Origin of the sequence: Streptomyces sp. enrichment culture (genome assembly GCF_964273145.1) — a bacterium.
Lineage (GTDB): Bacteria > Actinomycetota > Actinomycetes > Streptomycetales > Streptomycetaceae > Streptomyces.
Map to the genome: position 1 here is coordinate 1,624,420 of NZ_OZ186873.1, position 16,708 is coordinate 1,641,127.

Genomic DNA, 16,708 nt, shown 5'->3' on the forward strand with positions numbered 1-16,708 from the left:
TTGGGGCAAAAGAAGGAGCCCGGACGCTCCTCGCGGAGTGTCCGGGCCCTTCGGGCACACGGGATGTGCTACTGGGTGCGGTTCTCACCGCGGTAGTACTCGAACACCCAGCCCCACAGGCCGATCAGCATCAGCGGCGCCGAGAAGAACATCAGCCACCAGCCGACCGCGACGCTCAGGAAGGCGAACGCGCCACCGATGCCCAGGGACAGCGGCTGCCAGCTGTGCGGGCTGAAGAACCCCAGCTCGCCGGCGTCGTCCGCGACGTCCGCGTTCTTGTCGTCCTGCGCCCCGACGTCCACCCGCTTGGCCGTGAAGCCGAGGTAGAAGCCGATCATGATGGCCAGGCCGAACGCCAGGAAGAGGGCGGTGGTACCGGCCGGCTCCTTCGACCACAGGCCATAGACGACCGCCATGACCAGGATGAAGGCGCTCAGCCACATGAACATCTTGCCCTGGATCTTCACTTGCCGGCCTCCTTGCCGCCAGCGAGGGCCTTGTCGTCGTGGCCGACGTTCTCGAGCTGGTCGAGAGCGGCGATCTCGGGGTGGTGCAGGTCGAACGCCGGGGATTCGGAGCGGATCCGGGGCAGGGTGAGGAAGTTGTGCCGCGGCGGCGGGCAGGAGGTCGCCCACTCCAGCGAGCGGCCGTAGCCCCACGGGTCGTCGACGCCGACCGGCTTGCCGTACTTGGCCGTCTTCCAGACGTTGTAGAAGAACGGCAGGATCGACAGGCCCAGCAGGAACGAGCTGATCGTCGAGATCATGTTCAGGGCGGTGAAGCCGTCGGCCGCGAGGTAGTCCGCGTACCGGCGCGGCATGCCCTCGGCGCCCAGCCAGTGCTGGACCAGGAAGGTGCCGTGGAAGCCGATGAACAGCGTCCAGAAGGTGATCTTGCCGAGGCGCTCGTCGAGCAGCTTGCCGGTGAACTTCGGCCACCAGAAGTGGAAGCCGGAGAACATCGCGAAGACGACGGTGCCGAAGACGACGTAGTGGAAGTGGGCCACCACGAAGTACGAGTCGGAGATGTGGAAGTCCATCGGCGGCGAGGCCAGGATGACGCCGGTCAGACCACCGAAGGTGAAGGTGATCAGGAAGCCGGTCGCCCACAGCATCGGCGTCTCGAAGGACAGCGAGCCCTTCCACATCGTGCCGATCCAGTTGAAGAACTTCACACCGGTCGGCACCGCGATCAGGAAGGTCATGAAGGAGAAGAACGGCAGCAGCACACCGCCGGTGACGTACATGTGGTGCGCCCACACCGTCACGGACAGACCCGCGATCGCGATGGTCGCGCCGATCAGGCCCATGTAGCCGAACATCGGCTTGCGGGAGAAGACCGGGATGACCTCCGAGATGATGCCGAAGAACGGCAGCGCGATGATGTACACCTCGGGGTGGCCGAAGAACCAGAACAGGTGCTGCCACAGCAGCGAACCGCCGTAGGCCGGGTCGAAGATGTGCGCACCGAACTTGCGGTCCGCCTCCAGCGCGAACAGGGCCGCGGCCAGGACCGGGAAGGCCAGCAGGACCAGCACACCGGTCAGCAGCACGTTCCAGGTGAAGATCGGCATGCGGAACATGGTCATGCCCGGCGCGCGCATGCAGATGATCGTGGTGATGAAGTTGACCGAGCCGAGGATCGTGCCGAAGCCGGAGAAGGCCAGGCCCATGATCCACATGTCGCCGCCGACACCCGGCGAGTGCACCGCGTCGGACAGCGGGGCGTAGGCGAACCAGCCGAAGTCGGCCGCGCCCTGCGGGGTGAGGAAGCCGGCCACCGCGATCAGCGAGCCGAAGAGGTACAGCCAGTAGGCGAACATGTTCAGCCGCGGGAACGCCACGTCGGGCGCGCCGATCTGCAGCGGCATGATCCAGTTCGCGAAACCGGCGAACAGGGGCGTCGCGAACATCAGCAGCATGATCGTGCCGTGCATCGTGAACGCCTGGTTGAACTGCTCGTTCGACATGATCTGCAGGCCCGGACGGGCCAGCTCGGCGCGCATGAACAGCGCCATGACGCCGCCGATGCAGAAGAACGCGAACGAGGTGATCAGGTAGAGCGTGCCGATCGTCTTGTGGTCGGTGGTCGTCAGCCACTTGACCACGACATTGCCGCGACTCTGGCGCCGGACCGGCTGCTCGTCCTCATGGTAGGACCCTGCCGCCGCGGCACCCTGGGGTTCGTTGAGGATGCTCACAGGATGTTCGACTCCCGGTTCTTCTCGTGGCCTGCCTGCTCGATGCCGGCGGGCATGTAACCGGTCTGCCCCTTCTTCACGAGTTCCTGGAGGTGCTGCTCGTAGCGCTCAGGAGAGACGACCTTCACGTTGAACAGCATCCGGGAGTGGTCGGCGCCACAGAGCTCGGCGCACTTGCCCATGAAGGTGCCCTCCTTGTTGGGGGTCACCTCGAAGGCGTTGGTGTGGCCCGGGATGACGTCCTGCTTCATCAGGAACGGCACCACCCAGAAGGAGTGGATGACGTCGCGGGAGGTCAGGACGAAGCGGACCGTCTTGCCCTTGGGAAGCCACAGGGTCGGGCCGGGGTTGCCGTTCTGCGGGTTCCGCGTGCCCGGGATGCCGCAGTCGTGGACGCCGCCGGCGTCGGCCGGGAAGTCGTCCTTGTATCGGTTCGGGATCGCGTCCAGTTCCTTGGCGGTCCTGGCGTCGCCCGAGGAACCGTCGACGGACTCGACGTAGTTGAAGCACCAGCTCCACTGGAAGCCGACCACGTTGACCGTGACGTCGGGCTTCTTCTTGAGGCTGAGCAGCTCGGACTCGTCACGGGCCGTGAAGTAGAAGAGGACCGAGACGATGATGAGCGGGACGACCGTGTACAGGGCCTCGATGGGCATGTTGTACCGGGTCTGCGGAGGGATCTCGACCTTGGTGCGGCTGCGCCGGTGGAAGAAAGCACTCCACAGGATCAAGCCCCACACCAGCACGCCGACGGCGAGCGCGGCGGCCCAGGAGCCCTGCCACAGGGAGAGGATCAGAGGAGCCTCTTCCGTGGTCGGGGTGGGCATGCCGAGGCGGGGGAAGTCCTCGTATGTGCAACCGGTGGCGGTCGCCAGGACCAGGCCCGCGGTCAGTGCCTGCAGCAGCTTCCGCCGCATCGGGCGCCGCGGCGAGCGGTCGGAGCCGTTGGGACTCACGTAGCGCCTTCCCGAGAGTCTCGCCCGCGCTGGTTGGCTGCGGCCTTCTCGCTGGTCGGTCGCCGCCCTGCGTCGGGCAGGGGTTTGGATGTTTATGCGGACCAAACCCTAGCCGACGCCATTTGGGGTCGCGCGGGGAGGGTGCCCAACGCGCCGCCGGTCACCCCGAAGGGATGGAACGTCCCCTTCCGGGCAGCTTCTGACGCCTTCTCGGGCGCCCGGGTTAGCGTGGTCGCGTGTCCTACTTCGACGCCGCTTCCGCCGCTCCCCTCCATCCCGTCGCCCGCCAGGCGCTGCTGGCCTCCCTCGACGAGGGGTGGGCCGACCCCGCCCGCCCGCACCGGGAGGGGCGGCGGGCCCGGATGCTGCTGGACGCGGCGCGCGAGGCCGCGGCGGAGGCGGTGGGGTGCCGTCCGGACGAACTGGTCTTCACCTCCTCGGGCACCCGGGCGGTGCACGCGGGCGTCACGGGCGCGCTGGCCGGGCGCCGCCGCGCCGGGCGCCACCTGATCGTGTCAGCGGTCGAACACTCGTCTGTTCTGCACGCGGCCGAGGCGCACGAGGCCGGCGGCGGCACGGTCACCGAGGTCGCGGTGGGCCGGACGGGAGCCGTGGACCCCGCCGCGTACGCCGCGGCCCTGCGGGCGGACACGGCGCTGGCCTGCCTGCAGTCGGCCAACCACGAGGTGGGCACCGAGCAGCCGGTGGCCGAGGTGGCCGAGGCGTGCCGGGCCGCGGGAGTGCCGCTGCTGGTGGACGCGGCGCAGTCGCTGGGCTGGGGGCCGGTGGCGGGCGACTGGTCGCTGCTGGCCGCCAGCGCCCACAAGTGGGGCGGGCCGTCGGGGGTCGGGCTGCTCGTCGTCCGCAAGGGGGTGCGGTTCGCGCCGCAAGGACCGGTGGACGAGCGGGAGTCGGGGCGGGCGTCCGGGTTCGAGAACATCCCGGCGATCGTGGCCGCGGCGGCGTCGCTGCGGGCGGTACGGGCCGAGGCGGCGCGGGAGGCGCGGCGGCTGCGGGAACTGACGGACCGGATCCGGACGCGGGTGCCCCGTCTGGTGCCGGACGTGGAGGTGGTGGGCGACCCGGTGCGCCGGCTGCCCGGGATCGTCACCTTCTCCTGCCTCTACGTCGACGGGGAGGCCCTGCTGCACGAGCTGGACCGGTCGGGCTTCTCCGTCTCCTCGGGATCGTCCTGCACCAGCAGCACCCTGGTGCCCAGCCACGTCCTGAAGGCGATGGGGGTGCTCAGCGAGGGCAACGTCCGGGTGTCGCTGCCACCGGGGACGCCGGCCGAGGAGGTCGAGCGGTTCCTGGAGGTGCTGCCCGGGGCGGTGGCGGGGGTGCGGGAGAAGCTGGGGACGCCCGTGCCCGCGGCCGGCGCGCGGCAGGGGGGCGGCGAGGTCGTGGTCGACGCGGTCGGCAGGCGCTGCCCGATCCCGGTGATCGAACTGGCCAAGGTGATCGGTGACGTGCCGATCGGCGGCACGGTCCGGGTCCTGGCGGACGACGAGGCGGCCCGGCTGGACATCCCGGCGTGGTGCGAGATGCGGGAGCAGGAGTACGTGGGGGAGGAACCGGCGGACCGGGGCACGGCCTACGTGGTCCGCCGGGTGTCCTGACCCCCGGCCCTCCGGGCCCGCCGCTCAGCCCAGGTGCGCCCGGACCTCGGCGGCGGCCTGGTCGCCGTACGCCTTGGTGAAGCGCTCCATGAAGTGGGCGCGGCGCAGCCGGTACTCCTGGGTGCCGACCGTCTCGATGACGAGGGTGGCCAGCATGCAGCCGATCTGGGCGGCGCGTTCCAGGCTGACGCCCCAGGCCAGGCCGGAGAGGAAGCCGGCGCGGAAGGCGTCGCCGACGCCGGTGGGGTCGGCCTTGCGCTCCTCCTGCGGGCAGCCGACCTCGACGGTCTCCCCGCCGGCCCGCTCGATGCGCACGCCGCGCGAGCCGAGGGTGGTGACGCGGTGGCCGACGCGGGAGAGGATCTCCTCGTCGCTCCAGCCGGTCTTGGACTCGATGAGGCCCTTCTCGTACTCGTTGGAGAACAGGTACGTCGCCCCGTCCAGCAGGATGCGGATCTCGTCGCCGTCCATGCGGGCGATCTGCTGGGAGAAGTCGGCGGCGAAGGGGATGGACCGCGCGCGGCACTCCTCGGTGTGGCGGAGCATCGCCTCCGGGTCGTCGGCGCCGATGGAGACCAGGTCCAGGCCGCCGACGCGGTCGGCGACGGTCTTCAGCTCGATCAGGCGGGCCTCGCTCATCGCGCCCGTGTAGAAGGAGCCGATCTGGTTGTGGTCGGCGTCGGTGGTGCACACGAAGCGGGCGGTGTGCAGGGTCTCGGAGATGCGGACGGAGTCGGTGTCCACGCCGTGGCGCTCCAGCCAGGCCCGGTACTCGCCGAAGTCCGCGCCCGCGGCGCCGACCAGGATGGGCCTGGTGCCGAGTTGGCCCATGCCGAAGGCGATGTTCGCGGCCACGCCGCCCCGGCGGACGTCGAGCTGGTCGACCAGGAAGGAGAGCGAGACCGTGTGCAGCCGGTCCGCGACGAGCTGGTCGGCGAAGCGGCCGGGGAAGGTCATGAGGTGGTCGGTGGCGATGGAGCCGGTGACTGCGATGCGCACGACGTGGACTCTCCGAAAGGGACGCGGGGGTTGACAGTTCACGCTACCCGGTCGGCCCGGGGCTCCGAAGCGGACCAAACTACCCGATAGTAGACCTTTCTTCGCGGGCCGGGGCGTGCCTACGGTTCCGCTATGACGAATCCGAAGGACCCCGCCCCCGCCCCGGCCGCCGACGAGGGCGGCCTGGAGTCGCTGCGCGGCGACTGCGCCCGGATGGTGCCGCACTGGGCCGCCCCCGAGCGGGCGCCCTCCCGCCCGGGCTCCCCGCCGCTCCCGCACGGCGTGTCCGTGCCGCCGGCGTCGGCCCGGCTGCTGGACGCCCTGCCGGACTACGGCGGCTGAGGCCGGACGGCCCGACGGGCCCCGCACCCCGGGGAACCGGACGCTCCCCCGCCGCGTCCCATCGCCGTCCCCCGAGAAGGGGACGCGGGACACGACCCGCCGGCGGCCCGCGGGCGACCGCGCCGGATCACCGGGCCGGCCGGGCAGCCGAAGGAGCGATGCGGTGAACACCGAGCGACCCGACCACGACGACGCCGGGGCCGGCGCGGAGGCGGTCCCCGGCACGTCCGGGCCGACCGGCGCCGTACCGGCCGGCTCCCGGGCCCCGGCCGGTACGGGCGCGGGGCGCGGGCGGCCGGCGCGGCGGCGCTCCGCGGTCGTGGCGTCCGTCGCCGCGGCCGTGCTGCTCGTCGGCGGCGGCGGTGCGTACCTCGCCGCGGGCCCGCCCGGTCCGGACCGGCCCGCGGCGGCCGGCGGGAGCGGCGGCGCTCCCCCGCCGCTCGCCCTCGACGGCCCCCCGGCCCCCGCGGACGGCGGCCCGCCCGGCATCGCGCCCGGTGAACCCGACCCCCGCGGCGTCGTCCACCTGGCGCGGGGCGCGCTCCCGCGGGGGCCCGGTTCGGCACCCGTGTACCGGGCGGAGGGCGAGGTCACCCGGGACGAGGTGGCCCGGCTGGCGAAGGCGCTCGGCGTCGAGGGGACGCCGGTGACGCGCGGGCGGGCCTGGACCGTCGGGACGGCCGGGGACGGTATGGGGCCGTTCCTGCGGGTGGAGCGCCGGGCCCCGGGCGACTGGGCGTTCCACCGGTACGCGCCCGGCACCGACGACTGCGCGGGCACGGCCGCGTGCGCCGAGGATCCGGGCGCCCCGGCGGGCGGCCTCGTGAGCGAGGCGGAGGCGACGCGGGCCGCCGCGCCGGTGCTGGCGGCGGCGGGCTGGCGGGACGTCTCCTGGGACGCGGGCCAGGTCCTGGGCGGCCGGCGGGTCGTGACCGCCGAACCGCGGGTGGGCGGGTTGCCCACGTACGGCTGGACGACGGGCCTGACCGTCGGCGCGGGCGGCGAGGTGACCGGCGGCAGCGGCCGGCTGAAGGCGCCGGTGAAGGGGGACGTCTATCCCGTCCTGACGGCGAGGAAGGCGCTGGCACTGCTGAACGCGGCACCGGCGGCCGGGGCGCGCGGGGGCATCGGCGGCTGCGCCGGCCCCGTACCGCTGGAGGGCGATCCGCGGACGGCGGCCTGCGGGCCGTCGGCACGGAAGGGGACCGCCACCGTGGAGCGCGCGGTGTTCGGGCTGGCCGCGCACTCCGTGCGGGGGCGGCCGGCGCTGGTGCCGTCCTGGCTGTTCGAGGTGCGGGCGCCGGGCGCGCGGGACGCCTCCACGGTGGTGTATCCGGCGGTCGACCCGGCGTACCTCGCCCCGGCCGGGCCGACGCGGGGACCCTCCGGCGAGCCGGCTCCGGCGCCGTCCGTGCGGGACGTGGAGGTGGAGAGCTACACGGCCGAGGGCACGGAGCTGACCGTGGGCTTCACGGGCGGGGTGTGCGCCGCGTACGAGGCGGAGGCGGCCGAGAGCGGGGACGAGGTGAGGGTCACGGTGACCGAGACCTCGCAGCCGGAGGAGGTGTGCGTCCTGATCGCCGAGGAGCACCACCTGACCGTGCGGCTCGAGGAGCCCCTGGGCGGCCGGAGGGTGGTGGGGTCGGACGGCGGGGAGATCCCGCTGGAGAGGAAGGGCGCGCGGCTGCCGGTGCCGTCCGGGGCCCGGTGACGGCGCCGGGAGCGGAACGAGGGCGGCGGCCCGGGGAACACCCCGGGCCGCCGCCCTCGTCCGGTGCCCTGGGGCAGCGGCTCAGCTGAAGGAGTCGCCGCAGGCGCAGGAACCGGTCGCGTTCGGGTTGTCGATCGTGAAGCCCTGCTTCTCGATGGTGTCCACGAAGTCGATGGTCGCGCCGCCCAGGTAGGGGGCGCTCATGCGGTCGGTGACGACCTTGACCCCGCCGAAGTCCTTCTCCACGTCGCCGTCGAGGGAACGCTCGTCGAAGAAGAGCTGGTAGCGCAGGCCGGAGCAGCCACCGGGCTGGACGGCCACGCGCAGCGCGAGGTCGTCACGGCCTTCCTGGTCGAGCAGGGCCTTGACCTTGGCCGCGGCGGCGTCGGTCAGGATGATGCCGTCGGTGACGGTGGTGGTCTCGTCCGATACGGACATCTACATCTCTCCCGGGTTGTACGGAGACTGCTTGCCGACGGGTGCAACCGGCGGCGCCGCGGATTCATTCCGGGCGAGCCCCGGGTTCCTCCTCGGCTTCCCTTCATGCTCGCACACGGACCGGTGGGCGGACAGGGCCGTGGGCGGCCCGCGGACGGCCCGGGCGGCGCGGCGCCGGGATTCACGTCACACCGACACGATGGGCATCGTCAAACTGACGTGAACCGGTTATGATAGATAACGTCAATTCGACGAAAAGTCGAAACGGTGTCCCGCTTGTCCCGCCGGGTCCGGTCCCACCGGCCCGGCGAGCCGCAGAACAGAAAGGGTGCGTGTCGTGACCACCGCCCAGACCCAGGAGCTCGACGTAACGCCGACGCCCCTCGCCCTGCTGCTCCTCGGCCGCGAGGCCGATCCGAGGAGCGAGCGCGGCGTGGAGTGTCCCGGCGACCTGCCCTCGCCCTCCGACCCGGATCTGGTCGAGCGCGCCCGCGCGGCCAAGGAGAAGCTCGGGGAGAAGGTCTTCGTGCTCGGTCACCACTACCAGCGCGACGAGGTCATCCAGTTCGCCGACGTCACGGGTGACTCCTTCAAGCTGGCCCGGGACGCGGCCGCGCGCCCCCAGGCCGAGTACATCGTCTTCTGCGGCGTGCACTTCATGGCCGAGTCGGCGGACATCCTGACCTCCGACGACCAGAAGGTCGTCCTGCCGGACCTGGCCGCCGGCTGCTCGATGGCCGACATGGCGACGGCCGAGCAGGTCGCCGAGTGCTGGGACGTGCTGACCGAGGCCGGCGTGGCCGAGCAGGTCGTGCCGGTGTCGTACATGAACTCGTCCGCGGACATCAAGGCGTTCACGGGCAGGCACGGCGGCACCATCTGCACCTCCTCCAACGCCGAGCGCGCGCTGCGGTGGGCGTTCCGGCGGGGCGGGAAGGTGCTCTTCCTGCCCGACCAGCACCTGGGCCGCAACACCGCGGTGCGGGACATGGGCATGTCCCTGGAGGACTGCGTCGTCTACAACCCGCACAAGCCGAACGGCGGCCTGAGCGCGGACGAGCTGCGCGCGGCGAAGATGATCCTGTGGCGCGGGCACTGCTCGGTGCACGGCCGCTTCAGCCTGGAGTCGGTCCGGGAGGTGCGCGCCCGCATCCCCGGCGTCAACGTCCTGGTCCACCCCGAGTGCCGGCACGAGGTCGTGGCCGCCGCCGACCACGTCGGGTCGACGGAGTACATCATCAAGACCCTGGAGGCGGCCCCGGCCGGCTCCAAGTGGGCGGTCGGCACCGAGCTGAACCTCGTACGACGGCTGGCGAACCGTTTCGCCCCCGAGGGCAAGGAGATCGTCTTCCTCGACAGGACCGTCTGCTTCTGCTCGACGATGAACCGCATCGACCTGCCGCACCTGGTGTGGGCCCTGGAGTCCCTGGCGGAGGGCACCCTCGTCAACCGCATCGAGGTCGACAAGGAGACCGAGGCGTTCGCCAAACTGGCGCTGGAGCGGATGCTGGCCCTGCCGTAGCGGCCCCCGCCCGTACGCGGTGAAGGGCGCCCCCCGGCGTGGGGGCGCCCTTTCGCGTCACCGGCCGGACCTCCCGGTGCGCTCCTCGCGGGACGTGTGGGCCGGTGTCGTCCCGGCCGCCCCCGGACCGCGTTCGTCACGGCCTCCAGGGACCGGACCCACCGACCGGTCCCGGGTCTCCCCCGGGGCGGGCCCCTGAGGACCGGTCGGTGGGTCCGAAGGTCAGACCCCGGCCGGTTCCGGCTCGTCCGAGGGCGACGCCGGCCGGGACGCGCCGGCCGCCTTCCTCGCCGCCCGCTTCCCCGCGCGCCGCTCCTTGCGCAGCTCCAGCATCGCGTAGAGCGTCGGCACCAGCAGCAGGGTCAGCAGCGTGGAGGTGACCAGGCCGCCGATCACGACCACGGCCAGCGGCTGGGCGATGAAGCCGCCCTCACCGGTGACGCCGAGGGCCATCGGCAGCAGGGCGAAGATCGTCGCCAGGGCCGTCATGAGGATGGGACGCAGGCGGTGGCGGCCGCCCTCGATCACCGCCTCGACGACGCCGTACCCCTGCCGGCGGTACTGGTTGATCAGGTCGATCAGCACGATCGCGTTGGTGACCACGATGCCGATCAGCATCAGCATGCCGATCATCGCGGGCACGCCCATCGGGGTGCCGGTGGCCACCAGCAGGCCGATCGCGCCGGTCGCCGCGAACGGGATCGACACCAGCAGGATCAGCGGCTGGGCCAGCGAGCGGAAGGTGCCGACCAGCAGCATGAACACGATCGCGACGGCCGCCAGCATCGCCAGGAAGAGGTTGGTGAACGCCTCCTCCTGGTCCGCGGAGACACCGCCGATCTCGGCGGTGGCGCCCGCCGGCAGGTCCAGCGCGTCGATCTCGGTCTGGAGCCGCGCGCCGACCGCGCCGGTGTTGTCACCGGTCGGCTTGGCGGTGATGGTGGCCGCCCGCCGGCCGTCGATGCGGGTCATCGACACCGGGCCGTCGACCAGCTTCACGGTGGCGATGTCGCCGAGCTTCACCGGGCCCAGGGGCAGTGCCCTCAGCTCGGCGAGCGTGTCGACGGGCTTCGCCGACCTGATCACGACGTCGCGCTCGGTGTCGTCCAGGACCGCCTTGGCGGCCGGGGTGCCGCGCACCGCCTGGGCGACGGCCGCGCCGAGGGCCTGCTCGGTGAACCCGGCCCGGGCGGTGCGCTCGTCGGCCCTGACCGAGATCCGCGGCACGCTCTGCGCCAGGTCGCTGGTGACGTCGGTGACGTCGTCGAGCCCGGCGACCGTCTCGCGGACCTCCTCGGCGGCCTCGCGCAGCACCCCCGGATCGGACGCCTTGACGACCACGCGCAGGTCCTGGCTGCCGAAGCCGTCCCCGGCGGAGACGGTGGTGGTGCCGATGCCCTCGAGCTTCGCCAGGCCCTCCTCGATGTGGTCCCGGACGTCCTCGTAGGAGGCGTCGTCCTCCAGCATCACCTGGTAACTGGCCTGGTTGGTGTCGGTGCCGCCGCCGAAGGCGGCCATGAAGCCGGACGATCCGACCGTGACCTGGTAGTCCTTGACGCCGTCGGTCCCGGCGATCAGCTTCTCGACCTTCCTCGCCCGGGCGTCGGTCCCCGCGAGGCTGGTGCCCGGTGCCAGCTCCTGCTTGACGTTGAGGACCTTCTGCTCGCCCTGGTCGAAGAAGTTGGTCTTCAGCAGCGGCGCCATGCCGAAGGTGCCGATCAGGACGACGGCCGCGATGGCCACGCTGGTGAGGCGGCGCCGGGTCGCGAACCGCAGGACCGGGACGTAGGCGCGCTGGAGGCGGCTTCGGGCCTCCTTCTCCTCCGCCTGGCGGCGGGCCTGTGCGGCGTCCTCGGGGGTGCCCTTGGGGGCGCGCAGGAACCAGTACGACAGGACCGGCACCACGGTCAGGGACACCAGCAGCGAGGCGAGCAGCGCGGCGGTGACGGTCAGGCTGAACGAGCCGAACAGCTCGCCGACCATGCCGCCGACCAGGCCGATGGGCAGGAAGACGGCCACCGTGGTCAGGGTCGAGGAGGTCACCGCGCCCGCGACCTCGCGGACCGCCTTGAGGATGGCCTCCTGGCGTTCCTCGCCGTAGCCGAGGTGCCGCTTGATGTTCTCCAGGACCACGATCGAGTCGTCGACGACCCGGCCGATGGCGATGGTCAGGGCGCCCAGCGTGAGCATGTTCAGCGACAGGTCGCGCGTCCACAGCACGATCAGCGCCAGCACCACCGACAGCGGGATGGACACGGCGGTGACGAGGGTGGAGCGGATCGACGCCAGGAAGACCAGGATGACGAGGACGGCGAAGACCAGTCCGAGGGCGCCCTCGGTGGTCAGGCCCTCGATGGACTTCGACACCGCCGGGCCCTGGTCGGCGACGACGGTGAGGGTCGCGCCGGAGCCGAGGTCCTCGCGCAGCCCGGGCAGCTTGTCCTCGACGGCGTTCGAGATGGCGACCGCGCTGCCGTCGTGGTCCATGGTGACGGTGACGGCGAGGCTGGGCCTGCCGTTGGTGCGGGTCAGGGAGGTGGCCTCGGCCTCCTCCTGGGTGACGGTGGCGACGTCGCCGAGACGCACGGGCCTCTTCGCGCCCTCGCCGGTGACCATCAGGTCCCGGATCTGCTCCAGCGAGGTGAAGCCGCCGCCGACCTGCACGGTGCGGTTGGCGCCGCCCTCGTCGAAGGAGCCGGCCGGGACGGTCGCGCCGCCCGCCTGGAGGGCCTGGGACAGCGCCTGCGGGGTCAGGCCGGCCCTGGCCAGCTTCGCGTCGTCGGGGGTGACGGCGACCCGGAGGTCGCGGACGCCGTCGACGGTGACCCGGGCGACGCCCTCGATCTCCCTCAGCGCCGGGACGACCGTCTTGTCGAGCTGGTCGGCCAGGGCCTGCTGGTCCTTGCCGGAGGCGGCCGCCAGGACCACGGTCGGCATGTCGTCCGTCGAACCGGCGACGACCTGCGGGTCCACGTCGTCCGGGAGCTGGGCGCGGACCCGGTTGACGGCCTGCTGGACGTCGGCGACGAGCTGCTGGGTGTCGTTGCCGTAGTCGAAGGACGCCATGATCACGGCGGTGCCCTCGCTCGCCGTGGAGGTGACGCCGGAGATGCCGTCGACGGCTTCGAGGCTGTCCTCGATGGGCTCGACGACCTGCTTCTCGACCACGTCCGGCGGGGCACCCTGGTAGGGCGCCAGCACCGACACCATGGGCAGCTCGATGGTGGGCAGCAGCTGCTGCTTGAGCTGGGGTATCGCTATCGCCCCGAAGACGAGCGCGACGATCGACATCAGCCCGGTCAGGGCCCGTTGTGCGAGGCTGAATCTCGACAGCCAGGACATGGGTCAGGGTCTCTCTTCTGTGGCCTGGGCGGAGGAGGGGCACACGGGAGCGCCGGGAGCGAACACGTGTCTGCCCACCCCGCCACCCTGGCCCATGGACGGCCCCGTTCCCTAGGCCCCAGGTCCCGTTCCGCGTCCGGCGCGTACTCCGGCCGCAGTACGCCCGGTCAGGGCTCACTCCACCCTCGGACGGACCAGCCCCGACTCGTAGGCGATGACCACCAGTTGTGCCCGGTCGCGGGCGCCCAGCTTGGCCATGGCCCGGTTGACGTGCGTCTTCACGGTCAGCGGGCTCACCTGGAGCCGTTCGGCTATCTCGTCGTTGGAGTGGCCGCCGGCGACCTGCACCAGCACCTCGCGCTCCCGTCCGGTCAGCGCGTCGAGCCGCTCGAAGCGGGCGGGGTCGCGGTCCGCTGCCTCCGCGGTGTCCTGCTGGGCCAGGAAGCGGGCGATCAGCCCTTTGGTGGCGGCCGGGGACAGCAGGGCCTCGCCGCCGGCCGCCACCCGGATCGCGTTCAGCAGTTCGGCGGGCTCGGAGCCCTTCCCCAGGAAGCCGGAGGCGCCGGCGCGCAGCGACCGCACCACGTAGTCGTCGACCTCGAAGGTGGTCAGGACGACCACGCGGACGTGGGCCAGGTCCGGGTCGGCGCCGATCATACGGGTGGCGGCCAGACCGTCCGTGCCCGGCATGCGGATGTCCATCAGGACGACGTCGGCGCGCCGCTCCTTGGCGAGCCGGACCGCCTCGGCCCCGTCGGAGGCCTCACCGACCACCTCCATGTCGGGTTCGGAGTCGACGAGCACCCGGAAGGCGCTGCGCAGCAGCGCCTGGTCGTCGGCGAGCAGGACACGGATCGTCATACGTCATCCCCCGGATGCCTAGGGTGCCTCGGCCGACCGGGCCGCCTCGGCGCGGTGGGCGACCGGCAGGATCGCATGGACGCGCCAGCCGCCGCCGTAGCGGGGCCCGGTGGTGAGGGTGCCGCGCACGGCGGTGACGCGCTCGCGCATGCCGAGCAGGCCGTGCCCGCCGCCGTCGGTGCCGGGGGCCCGGGCGCCGTCGCCCCCGTCGTCGAGGACGGTGATCTCGATGTTCGGTCCCACCCGGACCACGCTCACCTCCGCCCTGGCCCGCGGCCCGGCGTGCTTCTGCACGTTGGTCAGGGCCTCCTGCACGACGCGGTAGGCGGCGAGGCCGACCGCGGTGGGCAGTTCGGTGCCCTGGTCGGCGCGGGCGACCTCGACGTGCAGGCCGGCGTTGCGGAAGGTGCCGGCGAGTTCGTCGAGGCGGTCCAGGCCGGGGGCCGGCTCGGTGGGGGCCTCGGGGTCGCCGGACTGGCGCAGCAGGCCGACGGTGGCGCGCAGCTCGTCCAGCGCGGAGCGGCTGGCCTGCCGTACGTGGGCGAGGGCCTCCTTGGCCTGGTCGGGCCGCTTGTCCATGACGTGGGCGGCAACACCCGCCTGGACGTTGACCAGGGCGATGTGGTGGGCGACGACGTCGTGCAGGTCGCGGGCGATGCGCAGCCGTTCCTCGGCGACCCGGCGGCGGGCCTCCTCCTCGCGGGTGCGTTCGGCCCGCTCGGCCCGCTCCCGGATGGCGTGCACGAAGGCGCGGCGGCTGCGGACGGCGTCGCCCGCGGCGGCGGCCATGCCGGTCCAGGCGAAGATGCCGAGGTTCTCCTGGGCGTACCAGGGCAGCGGCCCGGCGGACATCGCGGTGCCGGTGAGCGCGGCCATGGTGAGCAGGCCGACGCGCCAGGTGGTGGGGCGGTCGGTGGTGGCGGCGACGGTGTACAGGGCGACGACCGCGGACATGACGACGGGGGCGCGGGGGTCGCCGGTGACGCACTCGGCGACGGAGACGGCGCCGGTCACGGCGAGGACCCCCATCGGGGCGCGGCGGCGCAGGACGAGGGCCGCCGCGCCGAGCGCCATGAGGACCAGGCTGAGCGGGTCGGGGGTGCGCACGGCCCAGGTGATGCCGTCGGGGCCGTGCGAGTCCACGAAGGAACCGGCGACCATGCAGGCGAGGACGGCCGCCGCCAGGGCCGCGTCCACCGCGAGGGGGTGCGCGCCGATGCGGCACCGGGCGCGGTCGAGGGTGCTCACGGCCGTCCACGGTAGCCGGACCGGGCGCCGGCGTGTGCGGGCCCCGGGGCGGGAGCGGCCGTCACCGGCCCGGACGCGCCCGCGCCGCCGGAAGCCGCCGCGAGCCGCCGGGCCCCGCCCGGCACCGCTCAGGCGCCCGGGAACAGCCCGTCGTCGCTCAGCAGTTCCCGGACCTCCTCCAAGGTGGCGTCCTGGGACGGCAGGATGAGGTCCGACGGCTCCAGCGCGTCGTCCGGCAGGGGCTCGCCCAGTTCGCGGACCTTGGCCAGCAGCGCCCCCAGCGTCGCGCGAAAGCCCGGCCCGTCGCCGTTCTCCATCTCGGCCAGGAGCTCGTCGTCCAGCGTGTCCAGCTCGGCGAGGCGGTTGTCGGCCAGCCTCACCTGCCCCTCCCCCATGATCCGTACGATCATGTCGCCCTCCTCGGCGTGGGCCCCGGCCGTCGAAGGACGGCTACTGCTTGTCGAAGCGCGGGGTGTCCTGCGGCTGCTGCTGGGCCTGCTGCGCCCCGGTGCCGCCCTCGATGGCCTGCTGCCCACCGGTCGTGCCACCGGCCAGTTCGGCCTTCATGCGCTGCAGCTCCAGCTCTACATCCGTACCACCGGAGAGCCGGTCCAGCTCGGCCTGGATGTCGTCCTTGTGCATGCCGGAGGGGTCGTCCAGCGCGCCGGAGGCGAGCAGTTCGTCGATGGCGCCGGCGCGGGCCTGGAGCTGGGCCGTCTTGTCCTCGGCGCGCTGGATGGCGAGCCCGACGTCGCCCATCTCCTCGGAGATGCCGGAGAACGCCTCACCGATCCGGGTCTGCGCCTGGGCCGCCGTGTACGTGGCCTTGATCGTCTCCTTCTTGGTGCGGAAGGCGTCGACCTTGGCCTGGAGCCGCTGGGCCGCCAGGGTGAGCTTCTCCTCCTCGCCCTGGAGGGTGGCGTGCTGGGTCTCCAGGTCGGTCACCTGCTGCTGGAGGGCTGCGCGGCGGGAGAGCGCCTCGCGGGCCAGGTCCTCCCGGCCCAGCGCCAGCGCCTTGCGGCCCTGGTCCTCCAGCTTGGAGGACTGCGACTGGAGCTGGTTGAGCTGGAGCTCCAGGCGCTTGCGGGAGGTGGCGACGTCGGCGACGCCGCGGCGGACCTTCTGCAGCAGCTCCAACTGCTTCTGGTACGAGTAATCGAGGGTCTCGCGCGGGTCCTCGGCCCGGTCCAGGGCCTTGTTCGCCTTCGCGCGGAAGATCATCCCCATACGCTTCATGACACCGCTCATGGGCTTCGCGCGCCCCCTTCTGGCCGACTCCAGCTCCAGCGACTGCAACAGAACCCACAGTACGGGCCCTGCTTCCATTACCGCACTGTTCGGGGGCGGATGCGCTCATCCCCAAGGACGACCGCGCCCCCTCCCGATCCGGCGCAGGGAGGAGGTGGTTCCCCGTGGTGCGCGGGGTGCGCCGTCCGGGAAGTCCCGGGCCGTACGCAACGTCCCCTCTGT

The 16,708-nt window shown here is 72.5% G+C and carries 14 protein-coding genes; 4 read left to right on the plus strand and 10 right to left on the minus strand.

Annotation, left to right across the window (positions count from 1 at the left end):
• Positions 1-68 precede the first annotated feature (68 nt).
• The 3 genes from ACSU6Z_RS07415 to ctaC are packed head-to-tail and all read right to left on the minus strand — an operon-like array spanning position 69 to position 3,156.
• Complete coding sequence (locus ACSU6Z_RS07415) at positions 69-467, minus strand: cytochrome c oxidase subunit 4 (RefSeq protein ID WP_437044000.1); 399 nt, start codon at positions 465-467, stop codon at positions 69-71.
• Positions 464-2,200 carry an aa3-type cytochrome oxidase subunit I gene (gene ctaD / locus ACSU6Z_RS07420; RefSeq protein WP_437044003.1) on the minus strand — a complete coding sequence of 579 codons (1,737 nt, stop codon included), beginning with the start codon at positions 2,198-2,200 and terminating at the stop codon, positions 464-466. Before ctaD ends, ACSU6Z_RS07415 begins: the two co-directional genes overlap by 4 nt.
• A complete protein-coding gene (gene ctaC / locus ACSU6Z_RS07425; RefSeq protein WP_437044005.1) occupies positions 2,197-3,156 on the minus strand; it encodes an aa3-type cytochrome oxidase subunit II in 960 nt (319 codons plus the stop codon). The genes ctaD and ctaC overlap by 4 nt, the downstream gene beginning before the upstream one ends.
• Positions 3,157-3,392: 236 nt before the next feature.
• On the opposite strand from ctaC, the gene ACSU6Z_RS07430 reads away from it, so the two are divergent.
• Positions 3,393-4,775: a cysteine desulfurase/sulfurtransferase TusA family protein gene (locus ACSU6Z_RS07430; protein WP_437044007.1), complete on the plus strand. Its 1,383-nt coding sequence runs from the start codon at positions 3,393-3,395 to the stop codon at positions 4,773-4,775.
• A gap of 24 nt (positions 4,776-4,799) precedes the next feature.
• On the opposite strand, the gene ACSU6Z_RS07435 is transcribed toward ACSU6Z_RS07430, so the two are convergent.
• Positions 4,800-5,774, minus strand: coding sequence for a carbohydrate kinase family protein (locus ACSU6Z_RS07435; RefSeq protein WP_437044009.1), 975 nt, complete (start codon positions 5,772-5,774; stop codon positions 4,800-4,802).
• A gap of 132 nt (positions 5,775-5,906) precedes the next feature.
• Between ACSU6Z_RS07435 and ACSU6Z_RS07440 the strand changes: the two genes are divergently transcribed.
• Together ACSU6Z_RS07440 and ACSU6Z_RS07445 are read left to right on the plus strand one after the other, a co-directional pair.
• Positions 5,907-6,116: a hypothetical protein gene (locus ACSU6Z_RS07440; protein ID WP_437044011.1), complete on the plus strand. Its 210-nt coding sequence runs from the start codon at positions 5,907-5,909 to the stop codon at positions 6,114-6,116.
• A gap of 163 nt (positions 6,117-6,279) precedes the next feature.
• Positions 6,280-7,827 carry a hypothetical protein gene (locus ACSU6Z_RS07445; RefSeq protein ID WP_437044014.1) on the plus strand — a complete coding sequence of 516 codons (1,548 nt, stop codon included), beginning with the start codon at positions 6,280-6,282 and terminating at the stop codon, positions 7,825-7,827.
• 81 nt (positions 7,828-7,908) lie between these two features.
• Here ACSU6Z_RS07445 and ACSU6Z_RS07450 read toward each other — a convergent pair whose 3' ends face one another.
• Complete coding sequence (locus ACSU6Z_RS07450; RefSeq protein WP_028422454.1) at positions 7,909-8,265, minus strand: iron-sulfur cluster assembly accessory protein; 357 nt, start codon at positions 8,263-8,265, stop codon at positions 7,909-7,911.
• A gap of 337 nt (positions 8,266-8,602) precedes the next feature.
• Here ACSU6Z_RS07450 and nadA point away from each other — a divergent pair, with 337 nt between their 5' ends.
• On the plus strand, positions 8,603-9,787 hold the full coding sequence (gene nadA, locus ACSU6Z_RS07455; protein WP_437044016.1) for a quinolinate synthase NadA: 1,185 nt from the start codon (positions 8,603-8,605) through the stop codon (positions 9,785-9,787).
• A 222-nt stretch (positions 9,788-10,009) separates the two neighbouring features.
• Here the strand turns inward: nadA and ACSU6Z_RS07460 are convergent, their stop codons facing one another.
• The 5 genes from ACSU6Z_RS07460 to ACSU6Z_RS07480 all read right to left on the minus strand — a co-directional run bounded on the left by ACSU6Z_RS07460 (position 10,010) and on the right by ACSU6Z_RS07480 (position 16,474).
• Positions 10,010-13,129 carry an efflux RND transporter permease subunit gene (locus ACSU6Z_RS07460; RefSeq protein WP_437044018.1) on the minus strand — a complete coding sequence of 1,040 codons (3,120 nt, stop codon included), beginning with the start codon at positions 13,127-13,129 and terminating at the stop codon, positions 10,010-10,012.
• Positions 13,130-13,303: 174 nt separating this feature from the next.
• Positions 13,304-13,990, minus strand: a complete 687-nt coding sequence (locus ACSU6Z_RS07465) for a response regulator (RefSeq protein WP_437044020.1) — start codon at positions 13,988-13,990, stop codon at positions 13,304-13,306.
• Between the two features lie 18 nt (positions 13,991-14,008).
• On the minus strand, positions 14,009-15,238 hold the full coding sequence (locus ACSU6Z_RS07470) for a sensor histidine kinase (RefSeq protein ID WP_437044022.1): 1,230 nt from the start codon (positions 15,236-15,238) through the stop codon (positions 14,009-14,011).
• A 128-nt stretch (positions 15,239-15,366) separates the two neighbouring features.
• A complete protein-coding gene (pspAA, locus tag ACSU6Z_RS07475) occupies positions 15,367-15,648 on the minus strand; it encodes a PspA-associated protein PspAA (protein WP_437044024.1) in 282 nt (93 codons plus the stop codon).
• 40 nt (positions 15,649-15,688) lie between these two features.
• Positions 15,689-16,474: a PspA/IM30 family protein gene (locus ACSU6Z_RS07480; protein ID WP_358781841.1), complete on the minus strand. Its 786-nt coding sequence runs from the start codon at positions 16,472-16,474 to the stop codon at positions 15,689-15,691.
• Positions 16,475-16,708: the final 234 nt, after the last annotated feature.